This is a genomic window from Arthrobacter sp. UYCu511, assembly GCF_040547105.1.
Taxonomy (GTDB): domain Bacteria; phylum Actinomycetota; class Actinomycetes; order Actinomycetales; family Micrococcaceae; genus Specibacter; species Specibacter psychrochitiniphilus.
This window is the reverse complement of sequence record NZ_JBEPPB010000009.1, coordinates 16,843-35,252: the sequence shown is the minus strand read 5'-3', so window position 1 is coordinate 35,252 and position 18,410 is coordinate 16,843. Positions and strand designations below refer to the sequence as shown.

Sequence of the window (18,410 nt, the reverse complement as noted above, 5' to 3'; positions counted from 1 at the left end):
TTAGTACGCCCTACTGACAGGCCGGGGGTACTTTGCTGCAGCGACCGCGTCTGCATCCATGTCCGTGCGTATCAAGGCAATATCTGCAATTGCCGTGGAGATTCCACCAATTGCGTTGTACTTACCCTCACGTAGATCCAGAAAGACGCCTCTGACGCGCTCCTCGAAGGTCAGTGTTGCCGTCCGGTGGTATTCGACAACTGTCGTATCGGCTTCGGACATTGAAGGGTACTCAACGTCAGGACGACGATAGGGTGGCTCTTCTGCTAACTCTCCGAGGTCATACTGATGCCAGAGCTTCAGTGCCCTAATCTGTGAAGGTGCAAGGCCCGCTGTGATACCTGTAATCTGCGTCCGTGGTTTGTTGAGTGCCTGCTCTAGGCAAACTGCTCGAATGGCGCACCCTCCACAGATGGCTCGAGCAGTCTGAGCTTCGAACTTCTGTCGCTGCGGGTTGATGTCAAAGTACTTCTCCGCGATGCCTGGAGCCAGCTCAGCACATGCGGCTCCTTCTAGATTTGGAACTTCACTCATATCACCTCCTTCTGGTGGGTCCTATCGGTTGATTTAGATAAACTGGGCTCGCCACCTTCGAGGTGTGCGATCTGCGCGATGGCGATGTACAGGCTCATGACATAGTCAACGCCTGCAATGCGACTGGCAACTGCCAGGACATAGATGCCCGACATGAAGATGCCTTGACCTAGGATGCGGAGTGGGAAGGCCAATATGGCTCGAACTACTTGCATTCATGTGTCTCCTCTTAAATTTGATGTGGTCCTTATCCACTCCCCAATCGCTTGTAAAGCGCTAACCGAGCGGGAACGCTCTATAAATATGGTTAGTTCAACGATGGGGGAGTGAGTAACGATCAGACTTTTTGCCGGCGCCGACAGAAAGTATCATTATGACCATTTTCGTGACGTCACGAAAATGGGTGTGGATAACTCGCGGATTCAATGCGAACATGCCGTGTCATGATTTGCGCCGTTGTAAAGGTACTGCAACACATTCCCAGCAGATTGCTAGAGGGCTACCCCTGTTCTTGACATCCAACACCAGTTGTTGCCTAGCTATATAGACACTGCTAACAGGGGTGGAAGCGTCCCACAATCTACGTTGGAGGTCGTGCGCCATTTACGCGGTTGCCAAAATTTGCTTAAGTAGCTGCATGTACGAAGAAGACGCGATGATCATTGAGCTAGCTTCCCAGGTGCCTAAGAAGCCAGCATGGATGATCAAAGAAGAACTTGGCAGCGAACGATCAGTCCGCCGTATTCAGGAAGTGATCAACCAGAATTTGGGCAGACGACCGTCGCGCCAGGCTATTCGTCGTTCCGACATGCTCCGTGACCGCGTTGTTGCTGCCATGGAGGCTGGTGGGTTATCAAGGTACTACTGCGGGTCGTGTCAGCGTCGGTGCTTAGAGGAACTCTTCATTCATCAGCTTCGACAGGATGACAGGATTGAATCGCTGATCTTCGTCTGCCGAAACTGTTCTGGTCCGGGGGACCGTTAGGCTTCGGCTTTGATGGCGGGCCTACGGCGGCTAATTCGACCACCAATTTTTCCGACCCTTCTGGCACGTTGTTTGCCAGTCAGTCCATCTCGTCCTTTGAATGGAGAGCCAAATCCACCGCCTGAGCCATTGCGGCCACCGATAGAGCCGATCTTGCGATAGAAGTCAGGATCATTAGCAAGGTTCTGCGCGGCGGCCTTTCTTCCGCCTTCGGCTGTCCCGGCCACGTCTTAGCCTCGTTTCCAGAAGCCGCGGCGAGCTTTGAAGTTGCGGATAGAAGTCAACAGATCTGTTAGCTTTTTGATCCCGCCAATCATGAACGACACTCGTCCGTCCAGGTTGTCCAAACGACTAAGGATGTTCTCATTAGCCAATCGGGCTTCCTGTTGTCCGTCAAGCAATTGCTGCACGTATTCAGGAGTGATCGGACGGTTAGGGACCATGTCTAGCTTCTGCTGCAGTTGATCTTCGGGGTATTTAGCCTCTCGCTGTGCAAGTCGCTGTGCAAGCTGCTCATCAGCGCGTTTCTGACCGTCTCTGGTGCGCTTAGCTTCCTTGATTGCGTTGAAGTTAGGCCAAGTCTTTGCACGACGAATTGCTCGTACTGATTCAGGGCTGATGTGGTTCTTGTCAGCAATTTGTTGGACGCTCCCAAAGTTGTCTTTGAGGTCGCGTGCGATCTTGTGGAATTGCTGCCTAGTGATGTTTTTACCGTGTGCCATCTAGTTGTTCTCCGAGGCTTGAGCCTCCTTAGTTTGTTGTTCTTCTCCCTCAGTGGCCTTATCAATGGTTTGGTCCATTACATTGAGCCAATCGTCAGGGAGAGTTGTCTCGCCAGCCTCTAGCCGCGCCACAAGTTTGTCCAGAGTGGCCAAGTCATCAGCGTTGCAATTTTTGAGGAACGGCTTGTCTGTGAAGGTATGGACGAACTTGTTGATCACCCTCTTCTCTGTCATGCCAAGTGCTTTGAGTCTGCTTTCAATTGATACAGCTGGCTCGTCGACTGACACATCAATATGGATGCCCTCATCATGGGGAACGCCGCCTTCGATCTCAAGAGCACGATCACTGGCCTCGATATCACGCACTCGTTGGGAAACCATCTTGGTTAGGTTCGCGATTGTGAGGGTTGCGTGGTCCCGAGTCTTTATCTTCCATACTTCTGATGCAATCTGCTTCGGTAAGTACTTCATAGCCAGACAAAGGGACTTGATCTGATCGAGTTGCTCCTCTGTTGGCTTGAGCTGCACTCCGCTGGCCTTATTGCCATCGTCATCATCTTCTTCAGATGTGAGTCCAAGCATGGCCATGAGGGCGTATCGACGAAGGTAGGTAATGGCCGAGCCATGCGATTGGGGATCAATCTTCGTCAGAGCCAGCTTTGTCGCTGACTGATATGAGACACCCGATTCATGAACCAATATTGTCAGTAGGCCGGCCTGCCCGTCGATTACAGTCGGTGGCTGCAGAACGCCGATCTTGTGCTTGTTGAGCAGTGCAAGTGCCTGAGTCATTACCTCATGAAGCGGCGTGTATTTACTACCGTATTCGTCGTTATTTGATGATCGTACAAGTGGCTTCAAACCCTTCTGTATAGAGATAACTGCTTTAGCGATCTCGATTGGGATCTCTGGGGCAGCTGCCGCTGGAGTCGTTTCAACACCTATAGCCATCGCAAGTTGCCCGCAGCACAGCTAGAATTTGCTGAAGTCTTCACTGAACACTGGGTGATCTTGCTTGATTCCGTCGAGGTACTTTCTGCCATTTAGCTTCTCCTTTCTGACTATCTCGTTGTAGTAGTCTCTTATTCTGTCGTTGTGTTGAAGTACTGCAGTGCTGAAGATATCGGATCGAGAGGGTTCAAAACCAAACTCTTCCTTATGCCATGCCTGGTACTTCTTGATGGCTGCTATGAGCCGAGGATCGAATCGTTCGTTGTATTGGCCTTTGAGCGTCCCAAACGACTGTTTGTAGGTTGGGTATGGGCTTTTTGCCATGGTTTGTTATCCTTTCGTGTAATAAGTTCAGTCTCCTTTTCTGAGTTCGTGATTGCGTAGGCTAGTTGCAAGCGACCAATCGTGATGTATGTCGTGCGTTCGTCCTGCAAAGCACTATGAGGCATTAGCTCTATTTTGTAAAGACACAATCAGTGTAATAAATACATCAAATACTGTGGAAAAGTCTGCAATTATTTCGGTGTAGGTCTCGCTATGGGGGCGAGCAAGGTATCGACCCACGCTAGAACGCTCAAATAGCCCTAGAACATGCGGCAATGGGCGCTAGACTGCTTCGTTGTATACTGACCACATGCGTATGACCGGAATATCATCACTCACTAAGGACGTTGAAACAAGCAAATTCTCCATGAATCGCCAAGGCAAACTGATCGTAGATATATGCTGCATATCGTTCATCTTCGTGAGTTCCAAGCCAAATGCGTGTGCCTGCAAAATCGAGCGAAGCAATCCATTTGTGTTGCCCGTCGAGTCTGTACACACCCTTGTATGGAGAAGTAGCCCGACGGCCCCCTTTTCTGTTCACAGTATTTTGCTGTGGGCTTGCACGACGGAGGTTGTTGCGTCGATTATCAAGCTGGTTTCTATTTACATGGTCGATATAGACTCCACGAGGAATGCGCCCACCAAGGGTTCTTTCGTATATCATGCGATGGATACTCTGCTTTCTTCCTTCAACTCTTGCGTGTGGTGCTCCGTGTCTCCCACTCGAATCGGCCACCCAAGAGTATCTTGCGAGGTCTTCGTCTTGTCGAGAAATAATAATCTCATCACCCCGTGCCGTTGTGATGACGACTTGGCCGTCTCTATAAATTACTGGTCTATCGCATCTCCCTCCAATATACGAGCTATTTCGGCATGTAAGGCTACAGAACTTTCGGCTGTCTCGTTCGTTTTTATAAACATTGAAACTCTTTCGACACTGCTGGCAATCTATTTTGTACTTCATATCGTTAGTATGAACGGATACATGTAAATGGCAAGACTAACAACCCGTGACGCTGAAATTATAAAATCAACCGACCAGTTCGGACAGCTTAGTTCTGGGCATATTTGGGATATTCATTTCGACAACACCAATAAGAATTCAATGGATCGTGTACTCAAACGTCTCGTTGGATTGAAGTACCTATCCAGGATCGAACGACGTCTCGTGGGTGGCAACGGTGGCGGCTCTGGTCAATACGTCTATCAGTTGGGATTGGCCGGTCATGACTTCCTTGGTAAACGTGGAAAATATACGCCCGCGCATAGGACGGTCAAACATCACTCACTAGAGATAGTCGATGCTTTCGTCCAGTTCACCAAGGCTGAAGAGGCCGGGGCTATCAAGCTCATCAACTACCTGACCGAGCCCGATGCCCATATGGATATAGCAGGTGCGAAGCTCAAGCCCGACCTGTTCGTGGAGTATGAACTCGTTGGCCTGGGCGAGAGTCAAAGCCTGTGGATTGAGGTAGACCGTGGATTTGAATCGCTATCTGTTATCAGCGCAATGGTTGGCCGCTATGCTCACGCCCTTGAGTTTGCAACCAAGCGGGATATAGAGACCGTGCCGGCCGTGCTCTTTTTAGTACCCGATGAGAGGCGTCTGCGCAACATACAAGGCGTGATACGGCGCGAAGCTGAGCAGTACCAGGACATGCTCAGAGTTGAGCTTGCAAGCGATTTCATGGCCTCTGTTAGTTAAGACTATTTCACAACGTTTTGGACTGATTGTGTATTTACACAATGTTGTTTATTTAGTAAACTTAAAGAGTACTAAATAAATGGGGAAAAGAAGAATGAATAAAATTCACTTGAACGGAGCAGACGCTGAGGCAATCGCCGAACTAATTGGCGGCACTCTAATAATGGTTAATGAGAGCGATGGCATCGCAACTATAGCGGGTGGTGATACCACCAAACTGAGCCGCCTATCAGGTCAATCAGTAACAGCGGAGACGCTCTAATGTACGTGTATAGCGAACAGTACGACATCTTTCTTTTTGACAATGACCTCTCTGAGTATCAACACTCGGACGAGGGCCTGGTCGTAGGCGGCATGATTACATACAACGACTATGACGACCTAGTAAGAGATGAAACACGGGCAACTGCTAAACAGCTACAGGATGCCTTTGAAGCCTACTGGAACGCGCGTAACGATACGGGCCTCCACTACGACGGCGTGAAGGGTGAGGCGTAGTCATGATTCAAGGACTATTCGCCCGCAAATGCGGCAAGTGTGGCCGGGGGATGCGCGAGGGCTACCTGGCTGATTATGAATACTACTGTTCGGATGCATGTCTGAGAATCGACTTTACGGATGAGGAGTGGGCCGAGCTGGCATCTGATGAATCAGATGACTTCTACTACACGGATTGGTCTGACTGGGACGACTCTACAGATGAGCTCTATACGGCAGATGGACGCGTAGTAACGGTGATGCTCTCATGATTGCCATGATTGAAATATCAAAAGAAGCGGCGGTGTGTGTCTGGACATGCGCCGCTGTTGAGCTCTATGAGCTCCACGACGATATGAGCGAGAGCCTCATCAAGGACGAAGAGCAGCTCCTCACGTGCGAACGATTCGGGATTGAAGGCGAGCTATTCGGTGAACCGTATCCCGAGCAGGCGGCCGCGTGAAGTACACCAATAGGCAGACGGGCGAGATACTCGACCTTGAGCCTCTAAATACGGAGAAGCAGCGCGCTCAGAGCCGCCGTGTGGGCCGCAAGTACCGAAGACGGTACACAATCCATCTTGATGAACCAACGGCCATAGCGCTGGCCATAGGCGCGGTTATCCTGCTCATCATGGCAAGCTGAACATCACCAACAGAAAAGCCCCGACATTGTGCGGGGCTTTTGCATATCCTGGAGGCACTTAGGCCTTGTCTACGGCGTCTGGTTCAGCAGCAGGAATTACGCCCTCAGTTTCCGCTCTCTTGTCCTCCATGCGCTTTAGATACACTTGGCTGCGCTTGAAGCCTTGGTCCATCTTCATGTTCTTGCTGCGCTCAGCCAGCGTAGGGCCGTAGTAGGGCACGTTTAGGATCTCAACTGTGTACGTTTTGTTTAGTAAGTCGCCCATCTTCATACGGCACATTATGGATCAAGTGCTTGTTTTTTACTAGACTCACTCGCCAACTGGTCAGCCGTCGGGTCGAGCCTATAATCGTATCCGAACTTTCCAGCTAAAACTTCTTCTAATGTTCCGAAGCTTCTTGTGATAACTGAATGATGATTGGGGCAGAGGCGATAGGTCTTGCCATGCCCTTCGTGATGATTTTCGGATAGAAAATATCCACAAGCTTCACATGGAGGGGTATTTCTTTGACGTACCTTGCGTCGCTCGCGAGCTCCTAGCCTGGCGTTTTCTCTGTTTCGTTCTTGCCGGCACTCATAGGAGCAGAGTTCTTTGTTTTGGTACGGTGTCTCAAACAGTCGACCGCAGATTGCACATTCTTTGACATAGGACATATTACAACTTAGTGTAAAACATCAAGTTTTCCACGTCAATCATTAAGATGTCCACAGTTCTTTTTTTGTTCTGATTGACTTAACGACGCCGTGCTTTATAGTAAAGCGTGGTAAGCATTCACGATCAATGATGTAAGTCTTGCCCCTGAATTATTGCCCATAGGGGGTATTGGTTTATCGTGTCTTATCATTTATAATGATAAGTGATCGTGAATGCTAAAACGCCTCCTAACAAGGGGGCGTTTTTCTTGTAGTCTCGGGAGTCCCTGACTGTTGGCTTCTAGGCAGACGTAAAATGGCCTAGTAAAACAGCTCAACGTTTTAGGCTATCGTATAAGCTCGCTTTGCACTGATGGGTAAAGTAAGATCAATATAGCTACCTTCACAATTCGGCAAGAGTTATAAAGAGTGACGGTTGGCGGTAGACCATGCTAGAGCCTCGGGTACGGCAAGCAATAGTAACGTTCTGCGCTTGTCCTCTGAAATAAGGGCGCTCGGTACTTTCCTGGGGATAGTCACGATAAATCCGAGCCACCGCCAGTGATCACTCTTTATAACTGTTCTCAATCGCAACGATTTGTTAGATCTTGAAGCTGTTGAATGTTATATGATTCTACCTGGAATTCAGGGGTGCATGTTAGATAACTGAACGCTGACGATTAAATAGCAAGGGGAGTTAGTACTCAACTTTACAAAGATGTGAACGATACAGGCCCGCCCCTCAGGTAGAGCTTTAGTACCCAACTCCCCCTCGCTCTTACGCGAAAAAAGGGAGTCACTTAGAGTGCTCCTTTGTCGTCATTCTTACCAGTCCGTTTGATCAGCTCAGCAGGAAACCAGTCAAAGTGCACCTTGTTGCGTGAGTCGGTCCACTCAATCATCCCGTGATGCCAAGTGTAGGCAACAGCCCGGCCATGGATGTCTCCAGCCCGTACAAGTGGGGCCTCAGCCGGGGCGAACTCTGTCATTGGTCCATCGCCAGGCACTTCTGATTCAGCTTTCATCCGCGCCATCATGCGCTCAAAGCCTTCTGCATCGAATTTGTTCATGAGCATCACCTTGCCAGCTAGTACTGACATTCTAGTACTTGGGGCGACGATCAAGCATGGGCATGGCGCGGTGGACAAAGCGCAGCCGCATGGCTCTACTTACTGGTGATTCCAACGGACACTAGAACGAAAGATGCAATTCCTAGTACGGCACAAATAGTAAACCATAGAACGAAGTCGATGTTCTTGAGATTTTTTGAAGTTGCCATCTTTTTCGTGATATATCCCAGCGCGGCTGCCATGCCAACAAACAGAACAAGGCCAAACGCTACCGCCCACCAGTTGGTAGTCGCCGTGAGGGAGCCAAACAACTCTTGAGCGATTTTCCAGGCAAAGTCAAGGCCGGCAACAATTAAGCCACCAACGACACCTGCCGCTACATTATTCGAGAATTGTGCACTGGTTTCTCTTTGGAACCAGTTGAGTGCATCTTTACCTTTTAGATTATCTGACATGGGAAAATCATATATGGCATTGCTCGCCGTTCTGGTCCATAGTAAATCCCAGCATGAACACGCAGCCAACGGTCATACGCAAGCACTGGTTTGGACTACTGGTTATCTTGTTGATTGGGGGAGCAGTGATGGGGCTCATCGCCGGCCTCATGACAATCTTTTACTACCAGAGCGCGTTGACGCTGACCTTGTACGTGGTCCTATCGGTTGTCCTGGTCACGGTCCTCGCTGCCACGGTCGTTACAGGCTACGTGTATCGGCTCTCGTTCATGGCCATCACTGACTCCCAGCTTGAATTCACCAACTGGTACACCCTCTTCTATGACAGCCAGAGCGTCTGCGAGTGGAGGAACATCGAGGACGTGAACGTGAAGCGCGGCGGCATCTTCGCGCAGATCCTGGGCTTTGGTACGTTACTGGTCCAGACAGCTGGCACCCAGAACAACCTCACGATGACTATGGTCCCCAAGGTAGAGGCCCTCCGAAACGAGCTGGCCAGCAGAGCGGATGCAGCTACGGCAAAAGTTCCCTATCCCGTAGAGCCCTATTGACCCAAGCGCTGGGCAAGTCCATATTGAAGCCAGATGAACGAGCACGCACCAATCGACCATCACGAGCTGCAAGAGCGGGTAGACCGCCTCTTTGATGAGTCTGATCGAGTTGTTGTGCAGATCCTTGGCAAGTATGTCGACGCTATTCGCCAACAAGAAGAAGATAGTTCGTTGTAGTTTGAGCAACGAACAACAGAGGTAAGGCTTCTAAGCATGCATATTGTGTCTTTACAAAATAAAGCAGTCGTGCTTAAATACATGCAGTTCAAACGAACATTAACAATTCAACCGCTACAACTGAGCAACCAGCGCACCTGTCTGTGAAATGCAGACCACGATACGAAACGTAAGTATCAAATGCAGTCGAGGTGCTTGGTTGTGGCGGTTGAATGAGTACATTGAAAATAACTAGATTGAGCGTAGTAGTGCTGGTAGTAAGGCAAAGAGATTAGGCAAGACCGATTCGTATAGTTCAACTGCTAGAACGTCCGCACCATCCATGTGGAAGACGACGCGTAAAACCCGCGAGCGAATCAGACGGGAGTCAGGCTAGCCCTGAGAGGTATTTACTACTAGCACCATACGCTCGATCAACAGCTAGTAGCGAAGCAGGTGCTAAGGCATTGCAGCGACAGTAGAGCAATCAAGCTTGAATCGCCGTTGCTTCCACCAAGAGCGGGTATCGAAGCGCCAGCTACTAGGCCATGTTTGCACAGAACAAAGATTGAACGTAGCTGTCGGGGCATAGAGGCTTCAAGATAGACCGGTTGTCGCTGGAAAGCGCTATGCGTGGAACAGTTCCTCATGCCCCACCACATACGTTCAATCACTCACAGATCCCCACCTGGTAGTCGACTCGTTCAACCTTTCCCCAAAGACTATTGATGCCTCGTCTACTACCAGCTGTGGCTCTATGAGCCAATCCATTATCCAAAGCTGTAGGGGCTGTGGAAACTGGGTACAAACCTGGCCGGTTCCTCCCACCCTCCGGCCAGGTCCAAATCTTCTAGCTCCAGTACTGGCAATGGCGTAATAGCATCCCACGTTGCCGGTACTGGCCCTAGCAGGCCTAGAGAACCAAAAAACAAATAACGCCCCCGCGAGTGGGCAAGGACAACACCAACATGAGTAAAACAACTCAAGAAACAACACGTACACAAGAAATCAAAGAACCAAAGACCATTGCGGTCCGCGAAGCAGTTCCCTGGCTGATCGTAGCCATCATGGCGTTTGCAATCGCTGGTCTCATCACTGGCTGGACTCTCCGGAGTGAGGTCGCGGTGAGTCAGCAATCAGCTGTGGCCGTAGCGTCAAAAGCAGTAGCCCGTTAACTCCCGTCAGTAACGAGCCAGCACCACAGACGGAACAACCTGTAGAGCATTTGCTCCAGGCAGCACCTATACAAGAAGCCGTAGTTGTCCGGGAATCCCGAACAACTGACATCGAGCAGATCGTTCGTGAAGCTGCCAGGAAGTACGGGCTCAACGAAGAGCACTTCCTCAGCATCGCTATGTGTGAATCAACGATGAATCCATCCGCGATTAATTACGGCTATTACGAGAACGGCCACCCGAGCGGGCTCTTCCAGCACCTAAGCGGTTATTACCCTGCACGAGCTGAGAAAGCCGGCTACAGCACTGACGTTTTCGACGCCTACAGCAATGCCAATACAACGGCAGCGATGTGGAGCGAAGGCCTGAGTCACCTCTGGGAGTGCCAATAACAGAACGCTTCGGTGGCTATGCGAGAGCTACCGAAGCGAACATCAACCTATAAACGAAAACAACTGAATATGAGTGCAAGCCAAACAGCCGACCAAATACTTGAACATGCAAACGTGCATCGTAAGCGTGCCGAGAAGCTCGCACAGCACCTGCTCCCGCTCAGCCTGGTCCAATTGATGATCGCTGTATCAGTTGCCTGTCTAGCGTCTAATGACCAGCTGCGATTGGCAATCATCGCAGCGATTATCCAGTTAACACTTTTAGGCCTGCAGACCATCCTCGGAAAGATTTCACGCTGGGATTCTTCTGTAGCAGCTGAGCTGGAGGCTGAGGGGGCCGCACTAAGTGCAGCGAACATCAATCGAGAGGAGGAAGAATCATGAAGCTACCTAAACGCTTCCCAACCCAACTAATTCTAATCAGCGCCACCATCCTTGGCATCGGCGCAGGAGCAACCCTATACATGGTCCAAGAAACACAACCAGCTGAAGAGAAAAGCTCCCTAATCGTCAAGCAAGACCCGCTTCCTCCGATTCAGTACGCAGAACCATCTAAGCCTGTCCTAGAAGCTCCTGCAGCGTCGTCAGTTAATGACACGACTACGAATCCATCTACAAACCCAGAAGCTCCAGAATCGCCTACAGTGCAGCCACAGGCCCATAAGTTCGCGGCCGAGATGGCAGCAGCCGGCATTTCAGAGTCTGACTTTGGAATCGTCGAGCAGCTTGTCCTCGACAACAATGGATGGCGCGTCTACTCAGCAAACCCTGATCAACCTATATGGCGCCTTGCACGTCAGACTAAGGGTGAACTCACCAGTCAGCTCAAAGATGTCGTCCTCTACGTCCAGGTCACCTACGACGGTTCATGGAGCGCTGCCCAAGACAGCTATGTAAATCGAGGGAACTTCTAGCTATGGCTACTGACCACTTTGAAGGAATGGAGCACATCGTTACCGGCTCCCGGAAGCACGGAGCTACCCAAAAGCAGTTTCAAGAATTCATCCGAGCCGCTGACGCTGGGCTACGTGTAGAGATGCATGGGCAGAACTACGTGGCAATGAGCCGGAACATGTACGACGAGCTCAAGACCAAGTACAAGGCCGCACCGGTCGCGTTCTTTGTGGACGAATCGGACAAGCTAACCGAAGACCAGCTGGCCGCGATTCGCAAGATTCAGATACGGCCCGTCGATAGCGCCAATTCAGAGCCAATCCAGGTGATTAGCCCGACAGCGCCGAGGCAGACAGCCAATCCAAGTCCCATGTACGGGCACAGGGGAGGGCGATAACTATGGCTCCTCCAATTAAGTTCCGAGCATGATTCAAGGATAAGGCGCCTGCGTACCCGACGATCAGGCAGGTGTTCAGTGCGACTGACAAGATCCTGAAGGCTGGGCGCGAAGCTGTTACCAACCAACCGATTTGAGCAAGGCGAAGAGAGCACCCGAAACGGCTACGAGTGCGATTAGAACCGGAACTGCGAACTCGACAGAACCATCATCTGTTTTAGTCTTCGCGTGGGCCTTCGATAGCAGTGAACTGATAAGTGTGAATCCAGACTTGATTGAGGCCCAGATTCTGGCTTTTGGCACCATGAAGAGTCCAGACAGAGCCAGAATGAATATCAGGGCAAGAACTGTGACTGAAGTCTGCTGCCAATCCGTCCAACCAGTAACTGCCGCCGCCAACATAACGGCAATTGCGACGACACCTGTCGATATAGTACTCGCACCTACGCCTTGCCAAAATTGTTCTTGTTTGAACCAACCTAGGACCAGTGTGCGCTTCGTAGGTGCATCTCCAGCAGCTATCGTTGAATCAGCCATTTTTCCCCCAGTAAATTGAATGAATGTCCCACTAGCCTACCCTCGAGAAATTCTCTGCATGCGTAGAAGCTCAGACCTCGCGTGAGATGACCGGGTTTACTGGGATATGGCTTTAAAGGCTACAACGACTACGGGCACCTAAAACTTGGAGCGCCTTCCACTGCGGCTATTGGGGGACGCCACCGTTGAAGGACAGATGCGACGGTACCTGGGCTATGAGTCACAGCAACGCATGAGCACTTTATGCCAGCCGTGTCGGGGGGCTCGGATAGTCTTAACGGACTATGACGATCGCAATGTTACCGGGGCTGCCCGCTGAACTACTCGTGACTCCAGCAGAGAAGAGCTATGGACTCGAGGAGAAGAAGCGCGGCGCGATTTTCACCAAGCAGCCTGTTGTCGACTTCATGCTTGATTTGATCGGATACACGGCTGACAAGCCGCTCTTTGAGAAGCGACTACTTGAGCCAGCGTCGGGCGGTGGGCGCTTCATGACCACGGCCGTGGCAAGGCTTATCAAGAGCTGGAAAGCACAGACAGACAGCACGGACTATCGCCAACTTCTACCATCGCTGAGAGCTGTAGAGCTCGATACGGAGACGTATCTTGCGTTCAAGGAGTCCCTAGGCGGATTGCTTGTGTCTCAAGGCTTCAACGCGGTTGAAGTCAGCGAACTTGTTGCCGCTTGGCTCATACACGACGACTACCTGTTGACGGACCTTGAGGGGCCATTCGACTTTGTCATCGGCAATCCGCCATATGTACGCCAAGAACTCATTGATCCTGAATTGCTCGCGGCCTACAGACTCCAGTTCCCGACGATGGTCGGCCGAGCGGATCTCTACGTCCCCTTCATTGAACGATCTCTGGATTTGCTGGGGGACAAGGGGCAACTGAGCTTCATATGCTCAGATGCTTGGACACGCAATGAGTACGGTCGACTTCTGCGCTCAAAGGTAGACGCCGGATTCCACCTGAAGTACTACGTCGATATGTATGGTGTCGATGCCTTCGAAGTCAGCGTTGGTGCGTACACCTCGATCACTGTTATAGAGAAGGCTAAGCAAGGCCCGACCGTCGTCGCAAAAGCTGAGGATGCAGGCAATGATTACCTGACTGAGCTAGAGGCTTGCCTGACTGACTCGAAACGACAGGCAGAAAATCCAGCCGTGCGTGTGATCGATAAGGCCACTAAGGGAGAGTCGCCCTGGCTTCTCGGCATCGGGGATGAGCTGAAGATTATTCATCATATGGAACGGAAGTTCAAGACGCTTGCTGACGTCGGTTGCCGGATTGGCATTGGGGTTGCATCCGGAACAGACAAGGTCTACGTCGTCGACTATGCGACAACAGACGTTGAAGTGGGCCGGCTATTGCCATTGGCCACTAATAAGGACCTGAAAGATGGCCAGTTGCAATGGAAAGGCAAGGGGATACTGAACCCTTGGGCCGATACGGTCAAGCCTGAACTTGTCGACCTAGCGGAGTACCCGAAGCTTGCAGCGATGTTTGAACCACACCGTGAGCAGCTAATGAAGCGTTATGTTGCCAAGAAGAACCCGGACAAGTGGTTCAAGACAATTGACCGCATCACCCCAAGCCTGACGTGGGAACCAAAGCTTCTAATCCCCGACATCAAGGGCAACGGCGACGCCATTGGATACGACGAGGGCAACCTCTATCCGCACCACAACCTTTACTACATCACTTCAACGAAGTGGAACTTGCGGGCTCTGCAGGCACTTCTACGCTCGGGAATCGCACATCTGTTTGTGAAGGCCTACTCAGTCAAGATCGGCGGAGGTTATTTGCGCTTCCAAGCCCAGAACCTCAAACGCATCCGACTGCCAGAATGGAACGACATCTCTCAAGATGATCAAGCTGTCATGGTTGAAGCCGGCGAATCAGGCGAGACCTTGGGACATGACTTGTTGGCTCGCATTTATGACATCAATGAAAGTGACTTAACAGCGGTTCTTTAGCAAGATCGAGGGGTGCATCTAACTCCCGAAGATATTGACGACCTGACCAGACGAGCAGTCCAGCATTTTTGGATGGTTCGTGACAACGCAAAGACGAAGGGTGCGGGCAACGACCGGGGCAATCGCTCTGGCGCAACTTCTGGTAAGAATCTCGATGGCTTCGTTGAAATCATGGCGGACCTCATCGCGGAGGCAAAGATCGAAGGTCTCGTTACTGGCACGACCAAGACTCAAGTCAACCTTCCAGGCTATTTGCGTCCGAGTAAGGACTGGGACCTAGTGCTTTCCCGCCAAGGCGAGTTGCTCGCTGCAATCGAGTTCAAGAGTCATGTTGGGCCATCGTTCGGTAACAATTTCAATAACCGTGCTGAAGAAGCCATGGGGTCATCACTCGACTTGAGGACAGCAGTCCAGCATGGTGTCTACGGCGACGGTCACAGGATGCCGTTCTTGGGTTGGTGCATTCTCGTTGAAGATGCCCCGAAGTCACGCGCTGAGACTGGTATAGCGTCCCTAATCCGCACTTTCAAGCCGATGGAAGAATTCCGCGGCGAGTCCTACCTTGGCCGCTACGACATCTTCTGCCAGCGATTGATGGAGCAGTCCTTCTATACTGCCGCATCCGTCATAGCGTCTCCTGAGCTTGAGGGTTTGGAATCAGGGGACTACTCGGATATGTCAGAGGCAACAAGCTTTGAGGCATTCATTCGTCGGTTCTGGGAGCACTTGGCTACCGTTTAATGAACTGGAAAAACTCATTCTCATAAGGAGCTGCATGACGACGGTTGACGCCAACGAAGAAGAAGCCACGGTCTTACCGTACCCAGTCGAACAGTTGAAGCTTCTCCATACTGAGATTGATAGACAGCGATCGATGCTAGCCCAGCGTCTGGCCAACTTGCACACCAGAGCCGCCATCTTGGTGACTGCTTCGGGCATCCTGAGTACGCTGATCATTGCGAATTGGGCTTCCTACTGGCAATTTATCGGCGTAGTAATTGGGGCCATCGCGGCCGTGATCGGTTTGTGGGCAATGAAGCCTCGACGGGGCCCCGAGGCAAGAGCGACGCAAAGGTTCATCGAACGATTGGGGGCTGATCCGTTTAGCACGGAGTACAGCATTGTTGATGATAACCGCGTAGCACTGGAAGACGACTATGATCGGGTTGAATCAACGGGTTCACTCGTAACACGAGGCTATGTAGTGCTCGTTGTCGCTTGGTTGTTCACACTTGTTGTTGCCGCACTGACAAGCCTAAATTGGATATAGAAAGATGGATGAATGTCTGAAGATAAGCCGAAATACAACGTTGTCCCGCCTATCCGGATTCCAACAACGAACGTAATATCAGTTAAAGAATCTGGGTCGTTCAGCCATGGCGACAGAGAACAGGCGTCACCAAAGGAAACCAAGAGCAAGTAGAAAAGAAGTAGCCAGCTCGTCATCAACGGGTTGGCTATTTCAATTTAAGGCCGTTTGTGCATAAATAGACGCACACATGACAGATGTAAAATTGCCTCGTAGTACCATTCTCAAAGATGAGGTCGTTACAGACGTCTCGCAGTTTAGAAGTGCTACATCTGGATTTCATTCAGAGCGTGAATTCGTTGATTTTATAGAGACCAACCTTGAGAAATTCATGTTGGAAGAAGCCGGTCTAGTCTACAAAGAACATCGCCGTGAGTGGAGGCTCGCCAAGTTCTCCCCTTACGGAGGCAATAGGGCTCGGATCGATCTTATGGTTGAGAGTACATCAGGCCGGCGAATCGGAATTGAGTGCAAGTTCCCTACAATAGGTACGTTCAATGACATGTCGAGAGCCCTGTCACAAATCCTCGCGTATTCGGTGATTGCTCGCGAAAATGAGGCACCCTTCGATGAGCTCTACTTGCTAACAACTGCCTACGACGATGTCGTGCACAAGGTCATCGAATCGTTCCATCTTCCAATCAACGTAATCGTCTTCTCTCGTAATGAGCGGGCAAAACTAGTAATGAATGGAGGTGGTGATGAGTGAAGTAGAAAATACAGAGACTGAGCAACCGAAGAAAGCTATGGGACGTCCATTGAAGTACCAGACTAAAGATGAACTTGAGGTCGCTATTGACTCGTACTTCAATACGCAGGACCCTCACATCGAGGAGCGCCTAGTTGAATCTGGAACGACCGAGAAGGGCGAATCTATCTTCACGATGCGCAAGATCATGACCGAGCAGAAACCATACTTGGTCAGTGGCCTTGCCATCCATTTAGGTGTCACCCGTCAAACCTTGTTGAACTATCGTGAGCGCGAAGACTTTTTTGACTCGATAGCGCGAGCTCTCGGTCGCTGCGAAGCATATGCAGAAAGCCAGCTCTACGGATCGCACGCAAGAGGAGCGATCTTCAACCTGCAAAACAACTACAAAGGCGAGTTCCAAGACTGGTCAGACAAGCAATCGATTGACCACACCACAGGTGGCGAGCCGATGACCGCGCTCGTGGAGTTCATTGGTGGCGGTACCAAACCAAGTACGGATTAAGTTCCTCGAAGAGTATCGGGCTCTATTCGATGAGACTCTGCGTAACATCGTCTTCTACGGAGGACGTGGCTCAGGTAAGTCTCAGCACGTAGCCATCGCCCTCATCTTACGCGGTCGGCAGAAGAAGCTGCGCATCCTTTGTACCCGTGAGTTGCAGAACAGCATCGCTGATTCCGTGCACAAGCTTCTATCCGACATCATCAACAACAACGGATTCACTGACTATCAGATTACTGAAAACGTCATCCGCAATACCTTGACCGGCACTGAGTTCATCTTCAAAGGTCTCCGGCACAACTCTATGGAGATCAAGTCCACCGAGGGTATCGACATCGCCTGGGTGGAAGAAGCCCAAAGCATCAGCGAGGCAAGCCTCAAGATCCTGGTCCCGACAATTCGTAAGCCGGGTAGCCAGCTTATTTACACGTTCAACCGCATGAACGAGCTCGACCCTGTCTATGTTCGCTACATCCGTACTCCCCGCAAACGTACTCACGTTGCCAAGGTGAACTATGACGTACTGGACCGAGCCGGCCTCTTACCGCCAGAGCTCCGTGAAGAGATGGAAGCGGACAAAGCAACCTCTCTGGACCTCTATGCGCACGTCTGGTTGGGTGAGCCAATGTCTCAGGCTGATAATGCCATCATCGGCCGTGAGGGCGCCATGCAGGCCATGGAGCGTGAGGTAGAGGACGATGGAGCAATCGAAGTCGGTGTGGACGTGGCCAGGATGGGAAGTGACCGGACGGTATTCATGATGCGTCGTGGCCACAAGAAGATTGGCGAGCAAATTTTCAGCAAGTTGCGGACGGATGAAGTCTCCGATCAGTTGGAGAAGTTCGTCGGTTTCGATAAGTCAGTGATCATCAAAATTGACGATACGGGCGTTGGTGGAGGTGTCACTGACCAGATGCTTCGCCGTGGTTATCGTGTCGTGCCAATAAACTTCAATGACAAGGCAAACGACCCGGATAAGTACCCGAATATGATCAGCGAGGGCTGGTTCTATTTGGCCGATCTAATGGATCAGATGCAGATCAGTCTCGACGAAGACTTGCTCATGGAGCTGACTACCCGGCAGTGGAAGATGGACTCCAAGGGGCGTCGTGCCGTCGAGAGTAAGGTTGACTACAAGAAGCGTGGATTTAGGTCACCGGACAAGGCTGATGCGCTCATTCTTTGCTACTACAACGTCATGCCTGGGGACTTCGATTACAAGAGTGATAAGAGCTCAGATTCCTACGATTCCCCGATTACTTCGGGCTTGTTAAGTAGTCGCTTCTAGTTTAAATTGAAGGG

27 protein-coding genes are annotated in these 18,410 nt (G+C 50.9%); 18 read left to right on the top strand and 9 right to left on the bottom strand.

The annotated features are described in order from the left end of the window. Positions 1–534, bottom strand: a complete 534-nt coding sequence (locus ABIB48_RS12740) for a WhiB family transcriptional regulator (protein WP_354213191.1) — start codon at positions 532–534, stop codon at positions 1–3. A 637-nt stretch (positions 535–1,171) separates the two neighbouring features. Here ABIB48_RS12740 and ABIB48_RS12735 point away from each other — a divergent pair. Next, positions 1,172–1,519: a hypothetical protein gene (locus tag ABIB48_RS12735; protein WP_354213190.1), complete on the top strand. Its 348-nt coding sequence runs from the start codon at positions 1,172–1,174 to the stop codon at positions 1,517–1,519. Between the two features lie 230 nt (positions 1,520–1,749). Here ABIB48_RS12735 and ABIB48_RS12730 read toward each other — a convergent pair whose 3' ends face one another. The 4 genes from ABIB48_RS12730 to ABIB48_RS12715 form a co-directional block, all read right to left on the bottom strand. Next, entirely contained in the window at positions 1,750–2,241 is a 492-nt protein-coding gene (locus ABIB48_RS12730) for a hypothetical protein (RefSeq protein ID WP_354213189.1), read from the bottom strand. Further along, positions 2,242–3,192 carry an ERF family protein gene (locus ABIB48_RS12725; protein WP_354213188.1) on the bottom strand — a complete coding sequence of 317 codons (951 nt, stop codon included), beginning with the start codon at positions 3,190–3,192 and terminating at the stop codon, positions 2,242–2,244. A 21-nt stretch (positions 3,193–3,213) separates the two neighbouring features. After that, complete coding sequence (locus ABIB48_RS12720; protein ID WP_354213187.1) at positions 3,214–3,516, bottom strand: hypothetical protein; 303 nt, start codon at positions 3,514–3,516, stop codon at positions 3,214–3,216. Between the two features lie 331 nt (positions 3,517–3,847). After that, positions 3,848–4,183: an HNH endonuclease gene (locus tag ABIB48_RS12715; RefSeq protein ID WP_354213186.1), complete on the bottom strand. Its 336-nt coding sequence runs from the start codon at positions 4,181–4,183 to the stop codon at positions 3,848–3,850. A gap of 327 nt (positions 4,184–4,510) precedes the next feature. Between ABIB48_RS12715 and ABIB48_RS12710 the strand changes: the two genes are divergently transcribed. The 4 genes from ABIB48_RS12710 to ABIB48_RS12695 all read left to right on the top strand — a co-directional run bounded on the left by ABIB48_RS12710 (position 4,511) and on the right by ABIB48_RS12695 (position 6,346). Beyond that, on the top strand, positions 4,511–5,224 hold the full coding sequence (locus tag ABIB48_RS12710) for a replication-relaxation family protein (protein WP_354213185.1): 714 nt from the start codon (positions 4,511–4,513) through the stop codon (positions 5,222–5,224). A 500-nt stretch (positions 5,225–5,724) separates the two neighbouring features. Next, entirely contained in the window at positions 5,725–5,973 is a 249-nt protein-coding gene (locus ABIB48_RS12705; protein ID WP_354213184.1) for a hypothetical protein, read from the top strand. After that, on the top strand, positions 5,970–6,164 hold the full coding sequence (locus ABIB48_RS12700; RefSeq protein WP_354213183.1) for a hypothetical protein: 195 nt from the start codon (positions 5,970–5,972) through the stop codon (positions 6,162–6,164). The genes ABIB48_RS12705 and ABIB48_RS12700 overlap by 4 nt, the downstream gene beginning before the upstream one ends. After that, entirely contained in the window at positions 6,161–6,346 is a 186-nt protein-coding gene (locus ABIB48_RS12695; protein WP_354213182.1) for a hypothetical protein, read from the top strand. Before ABIB48_RS12700 ends, ABIB48_RS12695 begins: the two co-directional genes overlap by 4 nt. Before the next feature lie 58 nt (positions 6,347–6,404). Here the strand turns inward: ABIB48_RS12695 and ABIB48_RS12690 are convergent, their stop codons facing one another. The 3 genes from ABIB48_RS12690 to ABIB48_RS12680 form a co-directional block, all read right to left on the bottom strand. Then, complete coding sequence (locus ABIB48_RS12690; RefSeq protein WP_354213180.1) at positions 6,405–6,617, bottom strand: hypothetical protein; 213 nt, start codon at positions 6,615–6,617, stop codon at positions 6,405–6,407. 1,162 nt (positions 6,618–7,779) lie between these two features. Then, the gene (locus tag ABIB48_RS12685; protein WP_354213179.1) at positions 7,780–8,049 is read right to left on the bottom strand and encodes a hypothetical protein; all 270 of its coding nucleotides are present in this window, start codon (positions 8,047–8,049) and stop codon (positions 7,780–7,782) included. 95 nt (positions 8,050–8,144) lie between these two features. After that, the gene (locus tag ABIB48_RS12680) at positions 8,145–8,504 is read right to left on the bottom strand and encodes a hypothetical protein (RefSeq protein ID WP_354213178.1); all 360 of its coding nucleotides are present in this window, start codon (positions 8,502–8,504) and stop codon (positions 8,145–8,147) included. Between the two features lie 53 nt (positions 8,505–8,557). Between ABIB48_RS12680 and ABIB48_RS12675 the strand changes: the two genes are divergently transcribed. The 7 genes from ABIB48_RS12675 to ABIB48_RS12645 all read left to right on the top strand — a co-directional run bounded on the left by ABIB48_RS12675 (position 8,558) and on the right by ABIB48_RS12645 (position 12,069). Next, positions 8,558–9,055, top strand: a complete 498-nt coding sequence (locus ABIB48_RS12675; protein ID WP_354213177.1) for a PH domain-containing protein — start codon at positions 8,558–8,560, stop codon at positions 9,053–9,055. Between the two features lie 33 nt (positions 9,056–9,088). Then, positions 9,089–9,232, top strand: a complete 144-nt coding sequence (locus ABIB48_RS12670) for a hypothetical protein (protein WP_354213176.1) — start codon at positions 9,089–9,091, stop codon at positions 9,230–9,232. Between the two features lie 947 nt (positions 9,233–10,179). After that, positions 10,180–10,386 (top strand): hypothetical protein, encoded by a 207-nt coding sequence (locus tag ABIB48_RS12665; protein WP_354213175.1) that lies wholly within the window; start codon positions 10,180–10,182, stop codon positions 10,384–10,386. Between the two features lie 50 nt (positions 10,387–10,436). Further along, entirely contained in the window at positions 10,437–10,778 is a 342-nt protein-coding gene (locus ABIB48_RS12660) for a transglycosylase SLT domain-containing protein (RefSeq protein ID WP_354213174.1), read from the top strand. 12 nt (positions 10,779–10,790) lie between these two features. Beyond that, a complete protein-coding gene (locus tag ABIB48_RS12655) occupies positions 10,791–11,162 on the top strand; it encodes a hypothetical protein (protein ID WP_354213173.1) in 372 nt (123 codons plus the stop codon). Then, positions 11,159–11,692, top strand: a complete 534-nt coding sequence (locus ABIB48_RS12650) for a hypothetical protein (RefSeq protein ID WP_354213172.1) — start codon at positions 11,159–11,161, stop codon at positions 11,690–11,692. The genes ABIB48_RS12655 and ABIB48_RS12650 overlap by 4 nt, the downstream gene beginning before the upstream one ends. A 2-nt stretch (positions 11,693–11,694) precedes the next feature. Next, entirely contained in the window at positions 11,695–12,069 is a 375-nt protein-coding gene (locus ABIB48_RS12645; protein WP_354213171.1) for a hypothetical protein, read from the top strand. Between the two features lie 117 nt (positions 12,070–12,186). Here ABIB48_RS12645 and ABIB48_RS12640 read toward each other — a convergent pair whose 3' ends face one another. Continuing rightward, on the bottom strand, positions 12,187–12,606 hold the full coding sequence (locus tag ABIB48_RS12640) for a hypothetical protein (RefSeq protein ID WP_354213170.1): 420 nt from the start codon (positions 12,604–12,606) through the stop codon (positions 12,187–12,189). A gap of 284 nt (positions 12,607–12,890) precedes the next feature. Between ABIB48_RS12640 and ABIB48_RS12635 the strand changes: the two genes are divergently transcribed. From ABIB48_RS12635 to ABIB48_RS12610, 6 genes are all read left to right on the top strand, one after another. Next, positions 12,891–14,588: an Eco57I restriction-modification methylase domain-containing protein gene (locus ABIB48_RS12635; RefSeq protein WP_354213169.1), complete on the top strand. Its 1,698-nt coding sequence runs from the start codon at positions 12,891–12,893 to the stop codon at positions 14,586–14,588. A gap of 72 nt (positions 14,589–14,660) precedes the next feature. Continuing rightward, complete coding sequence (locus tag ABIB48_RS12630) at positions 14,661–15,329, top strand: PaeR7I family type II restriction endonuclease (protein WP_354213168.1); 669 nt, start codon at positions 14,661–14,663, stop codon at positions 15,327–15,329. A gap of 34 nt (positions 15,330–15,363) precedes the next feature. Further along, the gene (locus ABIB48_RS12625) at positions 15,364–15,858 is read left to right on the top strand and encodes a hypothetical protein (RefSeq protein ID WP_354213167.1); all 495 of its coding nucleotides are present in this window, start codon (positions 15,364–15,366) and stop codon (positions 15,856–15,858) included. 229 nt (positions 15,859–16,087) lie between these two features. Continuing rightward, positions 16,088–16,606, top strand: coding sequence for a hypothetical protein (locus ABIB48_RS12620; RefSeq protein WP_354213166.1), 519 nt, complete (start codon positions 16,088–16,090; stop codon positions 16,604–16,606). Further along, a complete protein-coding gene (locus ABIB48_RS12615; RefSeq protein WP_354213165.1) occupies positions 16,599–17,111 on the top strand; it encodes a terminase small subunit in 513 nt (170 codons plus the stop codon). Before ABIB48_RS12620 ends, ABIB48_RS12615 begins: the two co-directional genes overlap by 8 nt. Further along, positions 17,083–18,396: a PBSX family phage terminase large subunit gene (locus ABIB48_RS12610; protein ID WP_354213164.1), complete on the top strand. Its 1,314-nt coding sequence runs from the start codon at positions 17,083–17,085 to the stop codon at positions 18,394–18,396. The genes ABIB48_RS12615 and ABIB48_RS12610 overlap by 29 nt, the downstream gene beginning before the upstream one ends. Positions 18,397–18,410: the final 14 nt, after the last annotated feature.